The organism is Streptomyces sp. DS1-CR2 (assembly GCF_055760475.1).
In genome coordinates, this window is the sequence record NZ_CM147085.1 from 4,219,514 (window position 1) to 4,235,460 (window position 15,947).

The window sequence follows — 15,947 nt, forward strand, 5'->3', positions numbered from 1 at the left end:
TGTGTGATGCGTATGTGCGTACGTATATGAAGTGTGCCGCCCGGAGGCCCGGGCGGCACATTCGCGCAGGTCGTCAGCGCGGGCCGAGCGTCCAGCGGGGGCCGTTCGGGCTGTCCTCGATGACGAGCCCGGACTGGCCGAGCCGGTCGCGGATGGCGTCGGCGGTGGCCCAGTCCTTGCGGGCGCGGGCGGACTCGCGCTGCTCCAGGACGAGCCGTACGAGGGTGTCGACGGCGCCGTGCACGTTTTTATTGAACACGGCCTCGCCGCGCTCGGTCTCGCCGGCCCAGTGCGGGTCGAGCGGGTCCAGGCCGAGGACGCCGAGCATCGCGCGTACCTCGGCGAGGCGGGCGACGGCGGCTTCCTTGTCGTCGGCGGCGAGGGCGCTGTTGCCCTGGCGGACGGTGGTGTGGATGATCGCGAGCGCCTGCGGCACGCCCAGGTCGTCGTCCATCGCCTCGGCGAAGGCGGGCGGCACCTCGTCGGCGGGGGCGACGACGCCCCCGGCCAGCTCGGTGACGCGCTGCACGAAGCCCTCGATCCGCGCGAACGCGGACTCGGCGTCGCGCAGGGCCTCCTCGCTGTACTCGATGGTCGAGCGGTAGTGCGGGGTGCCGAGGTAGTAGCGCAGCACGATCGGGCGCCACTCCTTGACCATCTCGGACACGAGGACCGAGTTGCCCAGGGACTTCGACATCTTCTCGCCGCTCATGGTGACCCACGAGTTGTGCACCCAGTACTTGGCGAACTCGTCGCCGAAGGCCTTGGCCTGGGCGATCTCGTTCTCGTGGTGCGGGAAGATCAGGTCGATGCCGCCGCCGTGGATGTCGAAGGCGGAGCCCAGGTACTTGTGGGCCATCGCCGAGCACTCCAGGTGCCAGCCGGGCCGGCCGCGGCCCCAGGGGGTCTCCCAGCTGGGCTCGCCGGGCTTGACGGCCTTCCACATGGCGAAGTCGCGCGGGTCGCGCTTGCCGGTCTCGCCGTCGCCGGAGGGCTGGCGCAGCTCGTCGAGGTCCTGGTTCGACAGCTCCAGGTAGCCGGGGAAGGAGCGCACGTCGAAGTAGACGTTCCCGTCCGCCTCGTAGGCGTGGCCGCGCTCGATGAGGCCGCGCATCATCTCGACCATCTCGGTGACATGACCGGTGGCGCGCGGCTCGTAGGTGGGCGGCAGGCAGCCGAGGGCGGTGTAGCCGTCGTTGAACGCGCGCTCGTTCTCGTACCCGATCGACCACCAGGGCCTGCCCTGTTCGGCGGCCTTCTTGATGATCTTGTCGTCGATGTCGGTGACGTTCCGCACGAACGTCACTTCGTAGCCGCGGTACGTGAACCAGCGGCGCATGATGTCGAAGTTGAGGCCGGACCGGATGTGCCCGATGTGCGGAGCGGCCTGCACGGTCGCGCCACAGAGGTAGATCGAGACACAACCCGGTGTCAGCGGGACGAAGTCACGGATCTTCCGGGCGCTGGTGTCGTGCAGGCGAATAGTCACCCCTCCAGGGTAGTGGGCCCGAGGCAGTGCCCCGCGACCCCTTTTGGGGACACGGGGCGCAACCGTGACGTTGTGACGTGCGTCAGGCCGCCGCTCAGACCCGGCCGACGACCTTGCGGGGGGTGATCCGCACGACGACGCGCTCGGCGTCTTCCGCGGAGCGGGGGTTGAACTCCGCGTACTTCTTGCCCGTGTACTTGAGGGACAGCTCGTCGATGAGCTCCTGGCCGCCCTCGGTGGTGAGGTCGGCGGTGCCGCGGATCTCGGCGTACGTGTAGGGGCTGTCGGCGGGCTGCACGACGACGGTGACGCGGGGGTCGCGGCGCAGGTTCTTCTCCTTGCGCCGGTCGACGGTCGTGGAGAACAGCACGTCGTCCCCGTCCCGCTTCACCCAGACAGGCGACACCTGTGGGCTCCCGTCGGGCTGGATGGTGGCGACCGTGATGAAGACGGGGGTGTCGAGCAACGCCTTGAGCTCGTCGGACAGCTGGGCGGACATGGAGCCTCACTCCTTGGGGGGATGCGTGTACGAGTACCCGATACTGCGCCAACATCCGCCCCCGGAGCGGTATTTCAGCCCGTCCTGACGACCAGTGCCGTGGCGATCGCCGCGAGGCCGTCGCCGCGGCCGGGGAAACCCAGGCCGTCGGTGGTGGCGCCGGAGACGGAGACGGGGGCGCCGGCCGCGTCGGAGAGCACCTTCTGCGCCTCCTCGCGCCGCTTCCCGATCTTCGGCCGGGGGCCGATGACCTGGACGGCGACGTTGCCGATGGTGAAACCCGCCTCGCGCACGATGCGGGCTGCCTCGGTGAGCAGGGTGAGCCCGGAGGCGCCGGACCACTCGGGGCGGCCTGTGCCGAAGTGGGCGCCGAGGTCGCCGAGCCCGGCGGCGGAGAACAGCGCGTTGCAGGCGGCGTGCGCGACGACGTCGGCATCGGAGTGCCCGGCGAGACCGGGGCCCTCGCCCTCCCACTTCAGTCCGGCGCACCACAGTTCGCGGCCCTCTTCGAAGGCGTGGATGTCAGTGCCGATGCCGACGACGGGGATGACCGGGAGCTCAGAACCCATCGTTGGCCCTCCTGCGGGCGAGTACGGCCTCGGCGAGCACGAGGTCGAGGGGGCGGGTGACCTTGAAGGCCTCCTCGTGCCCGGGCACGACGACGACCGGTTCGCCGAGCTGCTCGACCATGCCGGCGTCGTCCGTGACGTTGTCCGTGACGGTCTCGTGGGCGCGCACGAGCGTGGCGCGGTCGAAGCCCTGCGGGGTCTGCACGGCGCGCAGCCGGGCCCGCTCGGGCGTCGCGACGACGAGCTCGGGTCCGCCGCCGGTGCGGGCCTCGACCTGCTTGACGGTGTCGGCGAGGGGCAGCGCGGGGACGACGGCGGGGGCGCCTTCGCGTACGGCTTCGATGACGCCGTCGACCGTGTCGACGGGCACCAGGGGGCGGGCCGCGTCGTGGACGAGGACGATGTCGATGCCGGGCGGCAGGGCGTCGAGGCCGAGCTTCACGGACTCCTGGCGACTCTCGCCGCCGGGTACGACGACGAAGTCGGTCCTCTCGGGCAGGGCGTGGTCGGCGAGGAGCGTCTTCACCTCGGCGGCGGACGCCTCGTCGGGCGGGGCGACCACGACGACGAGGGAGACGGACCGCGAGGCGGCCATCGCCCGGACGGCGTGGATGAGCATCGGGGTGCCGTTGAGCGCGCGGAGTGCTTTGGGGGCGCCCGGACCGAGGCGTACGCCCCGGCCGGCGGCCGGAATCACGGCCGCGGTGCGCGAGGGCCGCGTTTCGTCAGACATCGCTTCCGTTCAGGTTTGTGTGCTCGACCGAGGTGGGTATGGCCAACACCAGTGCCGGGCGCGACGCCTTGACCGGACCCCTTCCGTGACATCCGGTCGAGCCAGCTGCCCGGGCCCGGCACGCCAGTGAGTCAAGCGGACAGGTACCGCGAGCAGGCACAGAGTGCGGGTACGAACATGCCGCAGCGCCCGGCGACACCATCAGGGTCAGCGGGCACCGCGGCATTATTCATGCGCCTGGGCTTTCACCCGGGACTTCTTGTCGCAGCCGCGTGCCGGTCAGGGCGCGCGTCAGGACGCGAGAACCTCGTCGAGCAGGGCCTCGGCCTTGTCCTCGTTCGTGTTCTCAGCGAGCGCGAGCTCGCTCACCAGGATCTGCCGTGCCTTGGCGAGCATGCGCTTCTCACCTGCGGACAGTCCGCGCTCACGCTCCCGACGCCACAGGTCACGGACGACTTCCGCGACCTTGATGACATCGCCGGAGGCGAGCTTCTCGAGATTTGCCTTGTAACGGCGCGACCAGTTCGTGGGCTCTTCGGCGTACGGCGCGCGAAGCACCTCGAAGACCCGGTCGAGACCATCCTGACCGACCACATCACGTACGCCGACGAACTCCGCATTGTCCGCTGGCACACGCACCGTCAGGTCACCCTGCGCGACCTTCAGCACCAAGTAGGTCTTGTCCACGCCTTTGATCTGGCGAGTTTCGATAGCCTCGATCAGCGCGGCCCCGTGATGGGGATAGACCACGGTGTCGCCAACCTTGAACGTCATGTGACAGGTACCCCTTCCGTGGCTATCCAGGGTAACACGGAAACGGCGTCTTCTGAATGACGTTTTCGCAGGTCAGGGCATATCTCGGGGCTTGACAACAACAACCGGAACGTGCTGCGGAGGGCCCGCGGAAGGGGGTATTCGCAGGTCGGAGCGGCTCTTCGGTGGGGACGAAACGCGCACCGTACACCTACCTGAAGAGGTCCGCAGGGGGCCGAACGTCCCGTTTTGCGCGGTTCGAAGCGCCGCACTTCCGCTACTCCGTTCGGTGACTCGCAGACGCGTGCGACCCGAATCCGGAATTGATCACCGTGAGGGGTGATCAATTTTCCGTACCGCCATGCATTCCTTACCGGAAATCCGCAGGTGCCCTCCCGGGGCACTTATGTGAATGGTGAACGGGAGGCCAATGCGGCCTGTCGTGTTTGGTGAGGTGAGAGGGGCCGAGGCGAGGCCGGCGGGTCTTCGGTGAGTCCGGTGAGTTCGGTGGGGGCGTGATCGGGAGGGTGATCGCGGGTACGGCAGGTGGTGCGCGGGCCGGTCGGAGCGGGAGATCGGCCGGGGCCGGGAACCATCCGAAACCCCCTAGGGGCGGGTCGGGTGCAGCGGCGCGCAAACGGCTCGGTAACCTAAGCCCGCTGACAGACCCTTAGGGCGGCTTTACACCCGCCCCGGGCGTCCAGACCCTTATCGCCCACGTTCAAGGAGTTGCCGCCGCCGTGAGCAGCAGCCTTCGACGCGGCACCCTCGCCGCCGCCGTCCTCGCGTTCTCGATCGCCTCGCTCGCCGCGTGCGGCGCCGGAAACAACGCCCAGACGCTGGAGGTCAAGCCCGACAACGCGGAGACCTCCGTCGGGGACATCCGGATCCAGAACGCCACCGTGATCACGCAGCCCGACCTGAAGTCCACGGGTCCGGCCGTCGTGACCGCGACGCTCTTCAACAATGGCTCCAAGGCCCAGACCCTCGACTCGATCGTGCTCGACGGCGTCGGCAAAAAGGCCGAGCTGTCGGCCGCCGACGGCAAGAAGACCGTGAAGATCCCGGCCGGCGGCTCCCTCGTGCTCGGCGGGAAGGGCAACGCGTCCGCGCAGCTGCCCAACAGCCGCACCGCCGACCTCGACGGTGACGTGAAGGCGCTGACCTTCACGTTCAGCACCACGGGCGCCGTCAAGATCCAGTCGTTCGTCGTGCCGGCCGAGAGCTACTTCAAGAAGTGGGGCCCGAGCGAGATCCCGGCCGTGCCCAGCACGGAGCCGTCGGAGTCCGCGTCCGGCTCCGCGACGCCCTCCGGGTCGGCCACCGCGTCCGGCTCCGCCTCGCCGTCCGAGTCGGCCTCGGGCAGCCCGGCCGCCGGGGCGTCCGGGCACTGATCACATACGTACGCAAGGCGAAGGGCGGGACCCCCGGTGGGGGTCCCGCCCTTCGGCGTTCCGCGGCTGGGCCACCGCCGTGACCCGGCGGTTTACGGCTCGAACTTGTACCCGAGGCCGCGCACCGTCACCAGGTAGCGCGGGGCCCCCGGGTCCGGCTCGATCTTGGCGCGCAGGCGCTTGACGTGGACGTCGAGGGTCTTGGTGTCGCCCACGTAGTCCGCGCCCCACACGCGGTCGATCAGCTGCATGCGGGTCAGGACGCGGCCCGCGTTGCGCAGGAGCATCTCCAGGAGGTCGAACTCCTTGAGGGGCAGGTCGACCTTGGAGCCGGAGACCGTGACGACGTGGCGGTCCACGTCCATGCGGACCGGGCCGGCCTCCAGGGCCTGCGGGGTGACCTCCTCGGGCTCGCCCCTGCGGCGCAGGACCGCGCGGATACGGGCGACCAGCTCGCGGGACGAGAAGGGCTTGGTGACGTAGTCGTCGGCTCCTATCTCGAGGCCCACGACCTTGTCGATCTCGCTGTCCTTGGCGGTCACCATGATGACCGGGACGTTGGACCGGCCGCGCAGCTGGCGGCAGACCTCGGTGCCGGGCAGGCCCGGCAGCATCAGGTCGAGCAGGACGAGGTCGGCGCCGTTGCGCTCGAACTCGTCGAGACCGTCGGGGCCGGTGGCCGCGATGGCGACCTCGAAACCCTCCTTGCGGAGCATGTACGACAGGGCGTCGGAGAAGGATTCCTCGTCCTCGACGACGAGCACTCGGGTCACGGAAGGACCTCCGGGGCGGCAGGAATGGGATCGTATGCGGTTGTCTCGTCGGGCCCGTCGGCGTCGTTGCCGACGTGGTGTCCGTATGCGTCGCCGCCTACGTGTCCTGGGCCGCGGTCGCGGGTCGCGCCTGCCTCCGGCAGCCGCAGGGTGAACGTGGAGCCCTGGCCTTCGGAGCTCCACACGGTGACTTCCCCGCCGTGCGAGGCAGCCACATGTTTGACGATGGCGAGGCCGAGGCCGGTGCCGCCGGTGGCCCTGGACCGGGCCGGGTCGACCCGGTAGAAGCGCTCGAAGATGCGCTCCTTGTCCTTGTCGGAGATGCCGAGGCCCTGGTCGGTGACCGCCACTTCTATGAGGTCCCCGCCGGGTGCGCTGACCCGGCGCGCGGCTATGCCCACGCGGGTTCGGGCCGGACTGTAGTTGACGGCGTTCTCGACGAGGTTGCCGAGAGCCGCGGCGAGCTGGCCGCGGTTGCCCCAGATCTGGAGGTCCGCGGTTCCTCCCGCGGCCATGGTGATCTGCTTCGTGCCGGCCTGGTGGCGGCAGCGGTCGATCGCCTCGGCGACGAGTTCGTCGACGCGGACCGGCTCGGCGTCCTCCAGCGGGTCGTCGTTCTGTACCCGGGACAGGTCGATGAGCTCCTGGACCAGGTTCGTCAGGCGGGTCGCCTCGATCTGCATCCTGCCTGCGAAGCGCTCCACCGCCTCAGGGTCGTCGGACGCGTCCATGACCGCCTCGGAGAGGAGGCTGAGCGCGCCGACCGGGGTCTTCAGCTCATGGCTGACGTTCGCCACGAAGTCGCGTCGGACCGCTTCGATCCTGCGTGCCTCCGTCAGGTCCTCCACGAGGAGCAGGACCAGGCGGGAGCCGAGAGGGGCCACACGCGCGGAGACCGCGAGGGCGTCCCCGCGGCCGGTGCCCCGGCGGGGCAGGTCGAGCTCGACCTGTCGTATCTCTCCGTCACGGCGGGTGTCCCTGGCCATGAGGAGCATCGGCTCCACGGCCAGCTTGCCGCCTCTGACCAGGCCGAGTGCGTACGCCGCCGAGCTGGCCTTGACCACGCTGTCCGCCTCGTCGAGGACGACGGCGGAGGAGCGCAGTACGGAGAGGACGGTGTCGACGCCGGGCGGAAGGACCGGGTCCGTGTGCAGGGAAGTGCGGGTGGGGCGTTTCTGGTCGCGTTCGCTCCAGCGAAACGCCAGCATGGCGATCACGCCGGTGCACACCCCGGCGATCGCTGCCGCTGCGGCGACCGCCGCGTTCACGTCCATGCCTCCAGGTTATGCGCCCTGTCAGCACCGCCCACAGCCGTCCGAGTGGTACCTCGAACACTCGTCGCCCAGAGTTCACCTTGGATACAGGGGTGATTCATTTGGGGTGCCGGAAACGGACGCGTACAGGGCTGAACGTGGGAGCGTGGGGCACAGCAGCCCCGCGCAGTGAGTGAGAGGGACAGTTGTATGCGTGACGCGTACCACGAGGAACTTGACTCGATCGGCGAGGGCCTGGTCGAGATGGCCCGCCTTGTCGGGTCGGCGATCGGGCGCGCCACCACGGCCATGCTCGACGCCGATCTGAAGCTGGCCGAGAGTGTCATCGCGGCGGACCAGAAGGTCGACGATCTGCAGCATGACCTGGAGGCGCGGGCGATCGCCCTGCTCGCGCGGCAGCAGCCAGTCGCCACGGATCTGCGGATCGTCGTGACCTCGCTGCGGATGAGCGCGGACCTGGAGCGCAGCGGTGACCTGGCGCAGCACGTCGCCAAGCTCGCCCGGCTGCGGTTCCCGGACCAGGCCGTTCCGCACGATCTGCACGCGACCGTCCTGGAGATGGGGCAGCTCGCGCAGCGGCTCATGGCGAAGTCCGCCGAGGTCATCATCACCAAGGACGTCGATCTCGCGCTCCAGCTGGAGCAGGACGACGACGAGATGGACCAGCTGCACCGGACGCTGTTCCAGCACCTGATGGACGACCGGTGGAAGCACGGCATCGAGACGGCCGTAGACGTGACCCTGCTGGGCCGTTACTACGAGCGCTTCGCCGATCACGCGGTCTCCGTGGCCAAGCGTGTGGTGTATCTCGTGACCGGTGAGCACGCCGACGAGATCCAGGCGCCTCAGCCGCAGCCGGTCGACGGCAGCTGACCCCTCTCGGGGTGACCTGTCTCGGGGCCCCGCACCTGTGTGGTGCGGGGCCCCGTCATGTCCCGTGATGTCAGCCCGAGCAGCCGCCGCACTGGCACGGCGCGCCCGACTGGCAGCCGCAGCCGCAGCCCGAGCCGCAGCCGCAGGCGCCTAGCAGGACCAGCCGGTGCGGCTGCGGGACTTCCGTGGGCTGCTCTGCGCTGGCTTCGGGGGTGGGGGACTCGGCCATGGTGTTCCCTCCTCGGGGCGAACTGCCTGTCCCCCAGTTCATGCCCAGCCCGGCGGGCGCGTCAACGGCGCACGCGCGCGCGGACCTTCGCCGCGCCGGCCACTGCGTGACCGATGGTGCCGATGAGCAGCAGGGCGACGACCGTGCCCAGCGTGAATGCCTCGAACGCCGTCCGCGACACCCCCCACGTGTCGTGGAAGTCGTACGTGATGCCCAGCAGCGCTTCCAGCGTGCCCGGGAACAGGGCCGCCCAGGAGCCGATCAGGATCCACGCGTACACCAGCGCCGCGCAGATCATGAACCCCTTTGTCCCGAACGGGACTTGGTACGGGCGCGGTACGTCCCTGTGGCGCAGGCGCAGGACCGCCAGGGCCGGGATCACCGTCAGGTACGAGAGCAGCAGCGTCGTCACCGCGACGGTCAGGACGACCGAGAACACCGCCGCCGCGTCGCCGTCCGCGAGCCGCATCGCGGCCACCATGAACACCGTCGCGATCGCCCCCGACAGCAGGTTCGTGCGCACCGGTGTGCCCAGCGTGGGGTGGAACGCGCCCAGCTTGCGGCTGAAGAAGCCGCCGTCCGCCGCCGCCATCGCCTGCATCCGGTCGCTGACGATCATCCAGGCGCTGCCCTGGGTGAGGAGCGCGAAGACGAAGAGGAGCGCGGTCGCCTTCAGGAGTGCGCCGCTTGCGCCTCCGTAGATCGTGAAGATGGTCTGGGCGCCCTCCATGAAGCCGCCGATGCCGGTCACCTTGCCGGGCGGGACCACGGAGAGGATCGCCAGGACGGGGAGCAGGTAGCAGGCCGCCGCGATCGCCGCGGAGCGTCCGAGGGCTGTGGGGACGTCGCGTTGCGGGTTGTGCATCTCCTCGCCCGCCGCGTTCGGGGCTTCGAAGCCCACGTACGCGAAGAGGAGTATCGGGACGAGGGCCAGGAAGCCGGCTGTCGTGGGGGTGAAGGTGGCGGTGGTGTTGTCCGCCGTTCCTGTCAGGCCCTGGAAGCCGTGCTGCAGTCCGTACGCCACTGCCGTCGCCGTGAACACGGTGAGCGCGAGGACCTTGGCCGCCGCGCCCGCCGTGGTGATCCATTTGCCTTTGCGCAGCGAGACCACCGCCGTGAGGATCGCCGTCCAGATGAACACCGTCTTGAACGCGTAGTCCGCGAACGTGCCCTGGCCCAGGCGGAACACGAAGCCGTCCCAGGTCTGGGCCGCGATGAACACGAGCGAGCCGCCCAGCCAGATCGGGTTCGTCACCCAGTAGAAGAGCGTCGTGATCGCCGCCGTCAGCCGGCCGAACGCCAGCTTCACCCAGACGTAGGGGCCGCCTTCCTGGGGGAAGGCCGCGCCGGTCTCCGCGAAGAGCAGCGCGTACGGGACGAGGAACGCGACCGCGATGACCGCCGTCCACGTCACCGCCTCTCCGCCGCCCGTCGCGATCTGGCCCACCGTGTCGAAGGAGATCACCGCGGCCACCGCCATCGCCGTGATGTCGAAGCGGCGGAGGCTTCTGTGGAGGTTGGGGGTGGAGGTGGGGGTGCTTTCTGCGTCCGCGGGGGTGGAGGTGCTTTCCGCGTCCGCGGGGGTGGTCGTGCTGGGTGGAGGTGCTGCTTGTTCTTTGTAGTCGGGCACGTCTGTGTCCTCGTGTGCTGGGGACGGGTGGGACTGTGCGGGTGGCTTGGGGCGCTCGGTGGTTCGTGGGGCAGGGCCCCGGGGGCTACTTCGTGATCTCGCCCGTCGGTGTCGTGCGCTCCAGGACCGAGCGCATCGCCGTCGCCGCCTCCTTCGCCTCCTGCTCCGTCATGATCAGCGGCGGGGACAGGACCAGGCTGTGGGCCGAGTCGCGGACGATCACGCCCGTCTCCTTGCGGATCACGTCGTGCGGCATGCGGGCCGGGTTCAGGGGGAGGGGGGTGCGGGTTTCGCGGTCCGCCACCAGTTCGACCGCGAGCATCATTCCTACGGAGCGGATCTCGCCGACGATCGGCAAGTCGCCCAGTTCGGTCACCAGTTGGTTGTGGAGGTGCTCGCCCATCGTGATCGCTCGGGGCAGGAGGTTTTCCCGTTCGATGATGTCCAGGTTGGCCAGCGCTACTGCTGCTGCCACGGGGTGGCCGTTGTACGTGTAGCCCATCGGGAAACCGTGGTCCTGGAGCAGCGCCTCGGTCACCTCGTCGGAGACCAGGAGTGCGCCGAGCGGTGTGTAGCCCGACGTGATGCCCTTGGCCGTCGTGATGATGTCCGGCTTCACGTCGAAGTGCTGGGCCGCGAACCATTCGCCCATGCGGCCGTACGCCGTCACCACCTCGTCGAAGATGAGGAGGATGCCGTGGCGGTCGAGGACCTCGCGTACGCGCGGCCAGTAGTCCGCCGGCGGGACGAGCATGCCGCCGACGCCCATGATGGGTTCGCCGATCATCGCCGCGATGTTGGACGGGCCGATCTGCGCGATCCGGGACTCCAGTTCGGCGATCAGGAAGTCCGTGGGGTCCTGGTTGTTGTAGAGCTCTGTGCGGTACGGCCACGGGGGCGTCAGGTGGCTGACGTGCGGCATCATCGGGGCGAAGCCCTCGTGGTAGACCGGGAAGCCGGTGGCCGAGCCGCCGCCGTAGCCGATGCCGTGGTACGCCTTGTCGCGGGCCAGGATCCAGGTGCGGGAGCCCTCGCCCCGGCGGTGGTGGTAGTAGCGGGCCATCTTGATGGCCGCCTCGTTGCCCTCCGAGCCGCCCGACGTGAAGTAGACGTGGTTGAGGTTGTCGGGGGCCAGCGTGGCGAGGCGTTCGGCCAGTTGGATCGCCTTGTCGTTCGAGAACTCCCAGAAGCTCGTGAAGTATTCGAGCTTCTGCATCTGCGCGTGTGCCACGTCCGCGATCTCCTTGCGGCCGTGGCCGACCTGGGCGAGCCAGAGCCCGCCGGTCGCGTCGAGGTAGCTGCGGCCTTCCGCGTCGGTGAGGCGGCAGCCCTTGCCCTCCGTCATCACCACGCGTTCCTCGGCGGTGCCGGGGAGGTAGGGGTGGATGATGTGCGCCCGGTCCGTGGCGGCGAGCTGCTGTGCGGGGGTGAGGGTCATGGTGTTCGTCCCTTCAGGATGCTGCGGGTGCTGTCATCGCGAGTGCGGTCAGGGCCAGGGTTTTCGCCGTGGCTACCAAGTCGCTGACCTCGATGTATTCGTCGATGGTGTGGAGGGTCGGGGAGCCGTCCGGGCGCGTGGCCGTCGGGCCGAGGCAGACCGCCGGGGTGTCCGCCAGGCGGGTGAGCGTGGCCGCGTCCGTCCAGGACGGTTCGCCGAGGATGCGCGGGCTGCGGCCGAGGCTCGTCACCGTGGCCAGGAGCGAGGCGACCAGCGGGTGCGCGCCGTCGACCTCCGCCGGCGGGAGTTCGGTGTCCCAGGCGAAGGCCGGGGGGTACGCGGTCAGCCAGGGGTCGGCCGCGACCGCCTTCGCCACGGCCGTCTCGATCTCCGCGCGGACCCCGCTCGCCCAGCCGCCGGCGTCTGCTTGGGCCGGTAGGTAGGTCACGTCCAGGGACACCTCGCAGGACGCCGGGTACGTCACCCACCACTCGCCGCCCTTGATCGTCGTCGGGACGATGGAGGGGGGAGGCAGGAGGGGGTGGTTGTCGGCCGGGTCCGCCAACCAGGTGGCCCGGAGGTTCTGCAGTGCTGTCAGGACCGGGAGCGTCTTCTCGATCGCGTTCACCGCGCCGCCCTTGCGCCAGTCCCCCGGCGGATACTCGGCGTGGCCCGGGCGGCCGGCCACCGTGACCGTGCCGCCGAGGATGCCGCGCTGGGCCGTGACCACGTCCAGGTCGGTGGGCTCCGGCACGATCGCGGCGTCCGCCCGTACGCCGTAGCCCACGGACGCGAGCGTGCCCGCGCCGTTCCACTCCTCGTCCGTCGCCGTGTTGATCAGGAGGTCGCCGGGGAGGCGGATACCCAGCGCAGCGAGGGTCTCGGCGGCTATCACCGCTGCCGCTATGCCGCCCTTCATGTCGCAGGTGCCCCGGCCGTAGAGGCGGCCGTCCCGCAGCGATGCCTGGAAAGGGTCCGACGACCACTGTGTTTTCGGTTCTGCCGATACGACGTCTATGTGGCCGTTGAAGAGCAGGCTTCTGCCGTTTCCCGTGCCCGGGAAGCGCGCGATCAGCTGGGGGCGGCCGTCGAAGCCGAGGCCCGGTGGTGTCTGGGGTGAGGGCGGCAGGTCGGCCGGCTTCGGGGTGAAGACGTCCGCCGTCGCGCCCGCCGCGCGCAGGCGGGCCGCCAGGTACTCCTGGAGGTCGGCCTCGTCGCGGGCGGGTTCCGACGCGTCGCCGCGGACCGTCGTGTCGAACGCCACCAGGTCCGAGGTGAGGGCGACCAGGTCGTCCGTGCGGCTCTCGATGGCCGCGAGGAGCGCTTCGGTTTCCGTGTGTACGTGGGTCATGCGTACGTGATCCACGTCGTCTTCAGGCCTGTGTACTTGTCGAGGGAGTGGAGCGAGAGGTCCCGGCCGTGGCCGGACTGCTTGAAGCCGCCGAAGGGGGTGAGCGGGCTCAAGGCGTCGACCGTGTTCACCGAGACCGTGCCGGCGTGCAGCGCGTCCGCGACCCGGTGGGCGCGCGCCAGGTCCCGCGTCCACACCGAGGCCGCCAGGCCGTACGGGGAGTCGTTCGCGGTCGCGGTCGCCTCCTCCTCCGTGGTGAAGGGGTGGACCGTGAGGACCGGGCCGAAGAGTTCCTCGCGGGCCAGGGGCGCGTCGGGCCGCAGGCCGGTGACGATCGTGGGCGTCACGTAGGCGCCGTCGCGGGTACCGCCCAGGATCACCTTGCCGTCCGACGCCTCGATCGCGCTCAGGACTCGGGTGGCCTGGGCCTCGTCCACCAGCGGGCCGAGGTTCGTGGCGGGGTCCAGCGGGTCGCCCGGCACGAAGCGCGCCGCGTGCTCCGCCACCCGGGCCGTGAAGTCGTCGGCGACCGAACTCTCCACCAGAAGGCGGGTGTTGGCCGAGCAGACCTGGCCCGCGTTGTACGAGAATCCCCAGGCCGCGCGCTCCGCCGCCGCCTCCAGGTCCGCGTCCGCGAAGACCACGTTCGGGCTCTTGCCGCCCGCCTCGGGCCAGACCTGCTTCATGTTCGACTCGGCCGCGTAGGACAGGAACAGCTTCGCCACCGCCGTCGAGCCGGTGAAGACGAGGGTGTCGACGTCCGGGTGCAGGCCCAGGGCGCGGCCCGCCGTGTCGCCGAGGCCGGGGACCATGTTCAGGACGCCGTCGGGCAGGCCCGCCTCGGCCGCGAGTTCGGCCAGGCGCAGTGCGGAGAGCGGGGACTGTTCCGCGGGCTTGAGCACGACGCTGTTGCCCGCCGCCAGGGCCGGCGCCAGCTTCCAGCTGGCCAGGTCGAGGGGGAAGTTCCAGGGGACGACGGCGCCGACGACGCCGAGCGGGGTGCGGCGGACCGTGGCCAGGTTGCCGGGGGGCGTGGGCGCGATCTCGTCGTAGAGCTTGTCGGCGGCCTCGGCGTACCAGGCGAAGACTCCGGCCGCGCCGGGCACGTCCGTGCCGTACGACTCGGCGATCGGCTTGCCCATGTCGAGGGTGTCGAGGAGGGCCAGCTCCTCGGCGTTGGCGGTGATCAGGTCGGCGAGGCGGAGGAGGGTGCGCTTGCGGGTCGCCGGGTCCGTGCGGGACCAGCGGCCGTCCTCGAAGGACGTGCGCGCGGCCAGGACCGCCGCGTCGATCTCCGGTGCCCCGCCGAGGGTGACGTGTGCGGTTGCCCTGCCCGTGGCGGGGTTGGTGGTGGGGAAGGTGGCCTGCGACTGCGCCTCGGCCCATGCGCCGTTGATGAACGCCCTTGTGCGCGGGGTCAGTTCGGCCGCTCGGCGCTGCCAGTCTGCGTAGGTGTTCATGCGGCTGCTCCTTCAGGTGCGGGTGTGGCCTTGAGGCGTACGGCGACGAGGTAGGCGGGGACGGTGACCACGAGGCCGGCGATCCAGCCGAGGTCCGTGTCGCCCAGCGCGTGCGCCAGCGGGCCGGTGTAGAGGGACTGCGCCATGAACGGGATCTCGGCGAGGATGCCGATCGCGTAGACCGTGAGCGCGGTGGCGTTCCAGCGGCCGTAGATGCCGCCGTCGCGGGCGAAGAACGACTCCACGTCGTACGCGCCGTGCTTGACCAGGTAGAAGTCGACGAGGTTGATCGCCGTCCAGGGGATCAGGACGTACTGGAGTACGTAGATCAGGTTGAGGTAGCTCGTCATGAACGAGTCGGCCAACGCCAGGGCCAGGACCACCGAGAGGGCCGTGAGTGCTGTCGCGAGGGCTGTGCGGCCTGGTGCTTTCGGGAGCCAGCGGTGGGCGAATGTCTGGATCGCCGTCACTGCGCACAGCACCGCCCCGTAAAGGTTCATGGAGTTCGTCAGCATCGTGACGAGGGCGAAGCTCCACAGGGTGAGCTGGCCGAGCGTCGTGCCGAGGAGGCTGTCGAGGGCGCCGATCGGGTCGCTGCCGCCGCTCGCGATGCCGATCGCCGAGCCGACCGCCATCGGGATCAGGCTGCCGAGGACGCATCCGGCGTAGGTGCACCACAGCGTCGAGCGGACGCCGGCGCGGTCGGCCGGCATGTAGCGCGAGTAGTCCGACACGTAGGGCGCGTACGCGATCTGCCAGAGGGCGCCCACGGAGACCATGCCCAGGAAGCCGGCGAGGCTGAAGCCGCCCTTGGAGAGGAAGCCGTCGGGCAGGCCGCCGAAGAACAGGTAGACGGCGCCCACCAGTTGGACCGCGCCGAACGCCCAGGTGGTGACCGAGCCGATGCGGTGCATGAGCCGGTAGCCGATGACGGCCACGACCAGGCTGACCAGCGCGCACAGCAGGACGCCAGTGCGCTCGTCGACCGGGGTGACCTCGGCGAGCGCCTGGGCGCCGACCACCAGGTTCGACGCGAAGAAGCCCTGGTACATCACGATGACTACGAGGACGACCGCCAGTGCTCCTACGCTGCCGAACTGGCCGCGGCTCTGGATCATCTGCGGTACGCCCAGCTGCGGGCCCTGCGCTGAGTGCAGCGCCATCAGGAAGCCGCCGCCGAGGTGGCCCACGAGGAGGGCCGCGAGGCTCCAGACGAACGAGAGGCCGAAGGCCGTGGGGGCGAGGGCGCCCGTGACCACCGTCAGCGGGCCCAGGTTCGCACTGAACCAGATCGTGAAGAGGTCCCGGGTGCGGCCGTGGCGCTCGTCGCGCGGGACGACGTCGATGGTCCGCCGCTCGATTCTCTCGCCGGGTGCGGTACGTGCACCGTCCATCGGACCTCCTTCGGGCGACCCGCCGACCTGTCCGTCGACTTCTTTGAGGTCGGATTCAAACAATGCGGTGCTGGGTCGTCAATGCCCT

The 15,947-nt window shown here is 70.0% G+C and carries 15 protein-coding genes; 2 read left to right on the top strand and 13 right to left on the bottom strand.

Features of this window, described 5'->3' with window-relative positions:
• Positions 1–73: 73 nt before the first annotated feature.
• The 5 genes from cysS to ACY0PA_RS20285 form a co-directional block, all read right to left on the bottom strand.
• Positions 74–1,489 (bottom strand): cysteine--tRNA ligase, encoded by a 1,416-nt coding sequence (gene cysS, locus ACY0PA_RS20265; RefSeq protein ID WP_473085942.1) that lies wholly within the window; start codon positions 1,487–1,489, stop codon positions 74–76.
• Between the two features lie 94 nt (positions 1,490–1,583).
• A complete protein-coding gene (locus ACY0PA_RS20270) occupies positions 1,584–1,988 on the bottom strand; it encodes a PPOX class F420-dependent oxidoreductase (protein WP_473085943.1) in 405 nt (134 codons plus the stop codon).
• Between the two features lie 74 nt (positions 1,989–2,062).
• Positions 2,063–2,557, bottom strand: a complete 495-nt coding sequence (gene ispF, locus ACY0PA_RS20275) for a 2-C-methyl-D-erythritol 2,4-cyclodiphosphate synthase (RefSeq protein WP_473085944.1) — start codon at positions 2,555–2,557, stop codon at positions 2,063–2,065.
• Entirely contained in the window at positions 2,547–3,290 is a 744-nt protein-coding gene (ispD, locus tag ACY0PA_RS20280; protein WP_473085945.1) for a 2-C-methyl-D-erythritol 4-phosphate cytidylyltransferase, read from the bottom strand. The genes ispF and ispD overlap by 11 nt, the downstream gene beginning before the upstream one ends.
• A 291-nt stretch (positions 3,291–3,581) precedes the next feature.
• A complete protein-coding gene (locus tag ACY0PA_RS20285) occupies positions 3,582–4,064 on the bottom strand; it encodes a CarD family transcriptional regulator (protein ID WP_003953493.1) in 483 nt (160 codons plus the stop codon).
• A 719-nt stretch (positions 4,065–4,783) separates the two neighbouring features.
• Here ACY0PA_RS20285 and ACY0PA_RS20290 point away from each other — a divergent pair.
• A complete protein-coding gene (locus ACY0PA_RS20290; RefSeq protein WP_473085946.1) occupies positions 4,784–5,437 on the top strand; it encodes a DUF461 domain-containing protein in 654 nt (217 codons plus the stop codon).
• Positions 5,438–5,529: 92 nt separating this feature from the next.
• On the opposite strand, the gene phoP is transcribed toward ACY0PA_RS20290, so the two are convergent.
• Positions 5,530–6,201: a two-component system response regulator PhoP gene (gene phoP / locus ACY0PA_RS20295; protein WP_468975769.1), complete on the bottom strand. Its 672-nt coding sequence runs from the start codon at positions 6,199–6,201 to the stop codon at positions 5,530–5,532.
• Between the two features lie 5 nt (positions 6,202–6,206).
• Positions 6,207–7,484 carry a two-component system sensor histidine kinase PhoR gene (phoR, locus tag ACY0PA_RS20300; RefSeq protein ID WP_454401790.1) on the bottom strand — a complete coding sequence of 426 codons (1,278 nt, stop codon included), beginning with the start codon at positions 7,482–7,484 and terminating at the stop codon, positions 6,207–6,209.
• Between the two features lie 189 nt (positions 7,485–7,673).
• On the opposite strand from phoR, the gene phoU reads away from it, so the two are divergent.
• Positions 7,674–8,357 (top strand): phosphate signaling complex protein PhoU, encoded by a 684-nt coding sequence (phoU, locus tag ACY0PA_RS20305; protein WP_266562819.1) that lies wholly within the window; start codon positions 7,674–7,676, stop codon positions 8,355–8,357.
• 70 nt (positions 8,358–8,427) lie between these two features.
• Here the strand turns inward: phoU and ACY0PA_RS20310 are convergent, their stop codons facing one another.
• From ACY0PA_RS20310 to ACY0PA_RS20335, 6 genes are all read right to left on the bottom strand, one after another.
• The gene (locus ACY0PA_RS20310; protein WP_473085947.1) at positions 8,428–8,586 is read right to left on the bottom strand and encodes a hypothetical protein; all 159 of its coding nucleotides are present in this window, start codon (positions 8,584–8,586) and stop codon (positions 8,428–8,430) included.
• A gap of 61 nt (positions 8,587–8,647) precedes the next feature.
• Positions 8,648–10,216, bottom strand: coding sequence for an APC family permease (locus ACY0PA_RS20315; protein WP_473085948.1), 1,569 nt, complete (start codon positions 10,214–10,216; stop codon positions 8,648–8,650).
• 85 nt (positions 10,217–10,301) lie between these two features.
• Entirely contained in the window at positions 10,302–11,654 is a 1,353-nt protein-coding gene (locus ACY0PA_RS20320) for an aminotransferase family protein (RefSeq protein ID WP_473085949.1), read from the bottom strand.
• Positions 11,655–11,667: 13 nt separating this feature from the next.
• Positions 11,668–13,005: an ArgE/DapE family deacylase gene (locus ACY0PA_RS20325; RefSeq protein ID WP_473085950.1), complete on the bottom strand. Its 1,338-nt coding sequence runs from the start codon at positions 13,003–13,005 to the stop codon at positions 11,668–11,670.
• Positions 13,002–14,465 (bottom strand): aldehyde dehydrogenase, encoded by a 1,464-nt coding sequence (locus tag ACY0PA_RS20330; RefSeq protein ID WP_473085951.1) that lies wholly within the window; start codon positions 14,463–14,465, stop codon positions 13,002–13,004. Before ACY0PA_RS20330 ends, ACY0PA_RS20325 begins: the two co-directional genes overlap by 4 nt.
• The gene (locus ACY0PA_RS20335; protein WP_473085952.1) at positions 14,462–15,859 is read right to left on the bottom strand and encodes a purine-cytosine permease family protein; all 1,398 of its coding nucleotides are present in this window, start codon (positions 15,857–15,859) and stop codon (positions 14,462–14,464) included. Before ACY0PA_RS20335 ends, ACY0PA_RS20330 begins: the two co-directional genes overlap by 4 nt.
• Positions 15,860–15,947 lie beyond the last annotated feature (88 nt).

Excerpts from the sequence above, each read along its gene's own strand:
- ACY0PA_RS20270 (WP_473085943.1), bottom strand. The coding sequence starts at position 1,988 with ATGTCCGCCCAGCTGTCCGACGAGCTCAAGGCGTTGCTCGACACCCCC.
- ispF (WP_473085944.1), bottom strand. The coding sequence starts at position 2,557 with ATGGGTTCTGAGCTCCCGGTCATCCCCGTCGTCGGCATCGGCACTGAC.
- ispD (WP_473085945.1), bottom strand. The coding sequence starts at position 3,290 with ATGTCTGACGAAACGCGGCCCTCGCGCACCGCGGCCGTGATTCCGGCC.
- ACY0PA_RS20285 (WP_003953493.1), bottom strand. The coding sequence starts at position 4,064 with ATGACGTTCAAGGTTGGCGACACCGTGGTCTATCCCCATCACGGGGCC.
- phoR (WP_454401790.1), bottom strand. The coding sequence starts at position 7,484 with ATGGACGTGAACGCGGCGGTCGCCGCAGCGGCAGCGATCGCCGGGGTG.
- phoU (WP_266562819.1), top strand. The coding sequence starts at position 7,674 with ATGCGTGACGCGTACCACGAGGAACTTGACTCGATCGGCGAGGGCCTG.
- ACY0PA_RS20310 (WP_473085947.1), bottom strand. The coding sequence starts at position 8,586 with ATGGCCGAGTCCCCCACCCCCGAAGCCAGCGCAGAGCAGCCCACGGAA.
- ACY0PA_RS20320 (WP_473085949.1), bottom strand. The coding sequence starts at position 11,654 with ATGACCCTCACCCCCGCACAGCAGCTCGCCGCCACGGACCGGGCGCAC.
- ACY0PA_RS20325 (WP_473085950.1), bottom strand. The coding sequence starts at position 13,005 with ATGACCCACGTACACACGGAAACCGAAGCGCTCCTCGCGGCCATCGAG.
- ACY0PA_RS20330 (WP_473085951.1), bottom strand. The coding sequence starts at position 14,465 with ATGAACACCTACGCAGACTGGCAGCGCCGAGCGGCCGAACTGACCCCG.
- ACY0PA_RS20335 (WP_473085952.1), bottom strand. The coding sequence starts at position 15,859 with ATGGACGGTGCACGTACCGCACCCGGCGAGAGAATCGAGCGGCGGACC.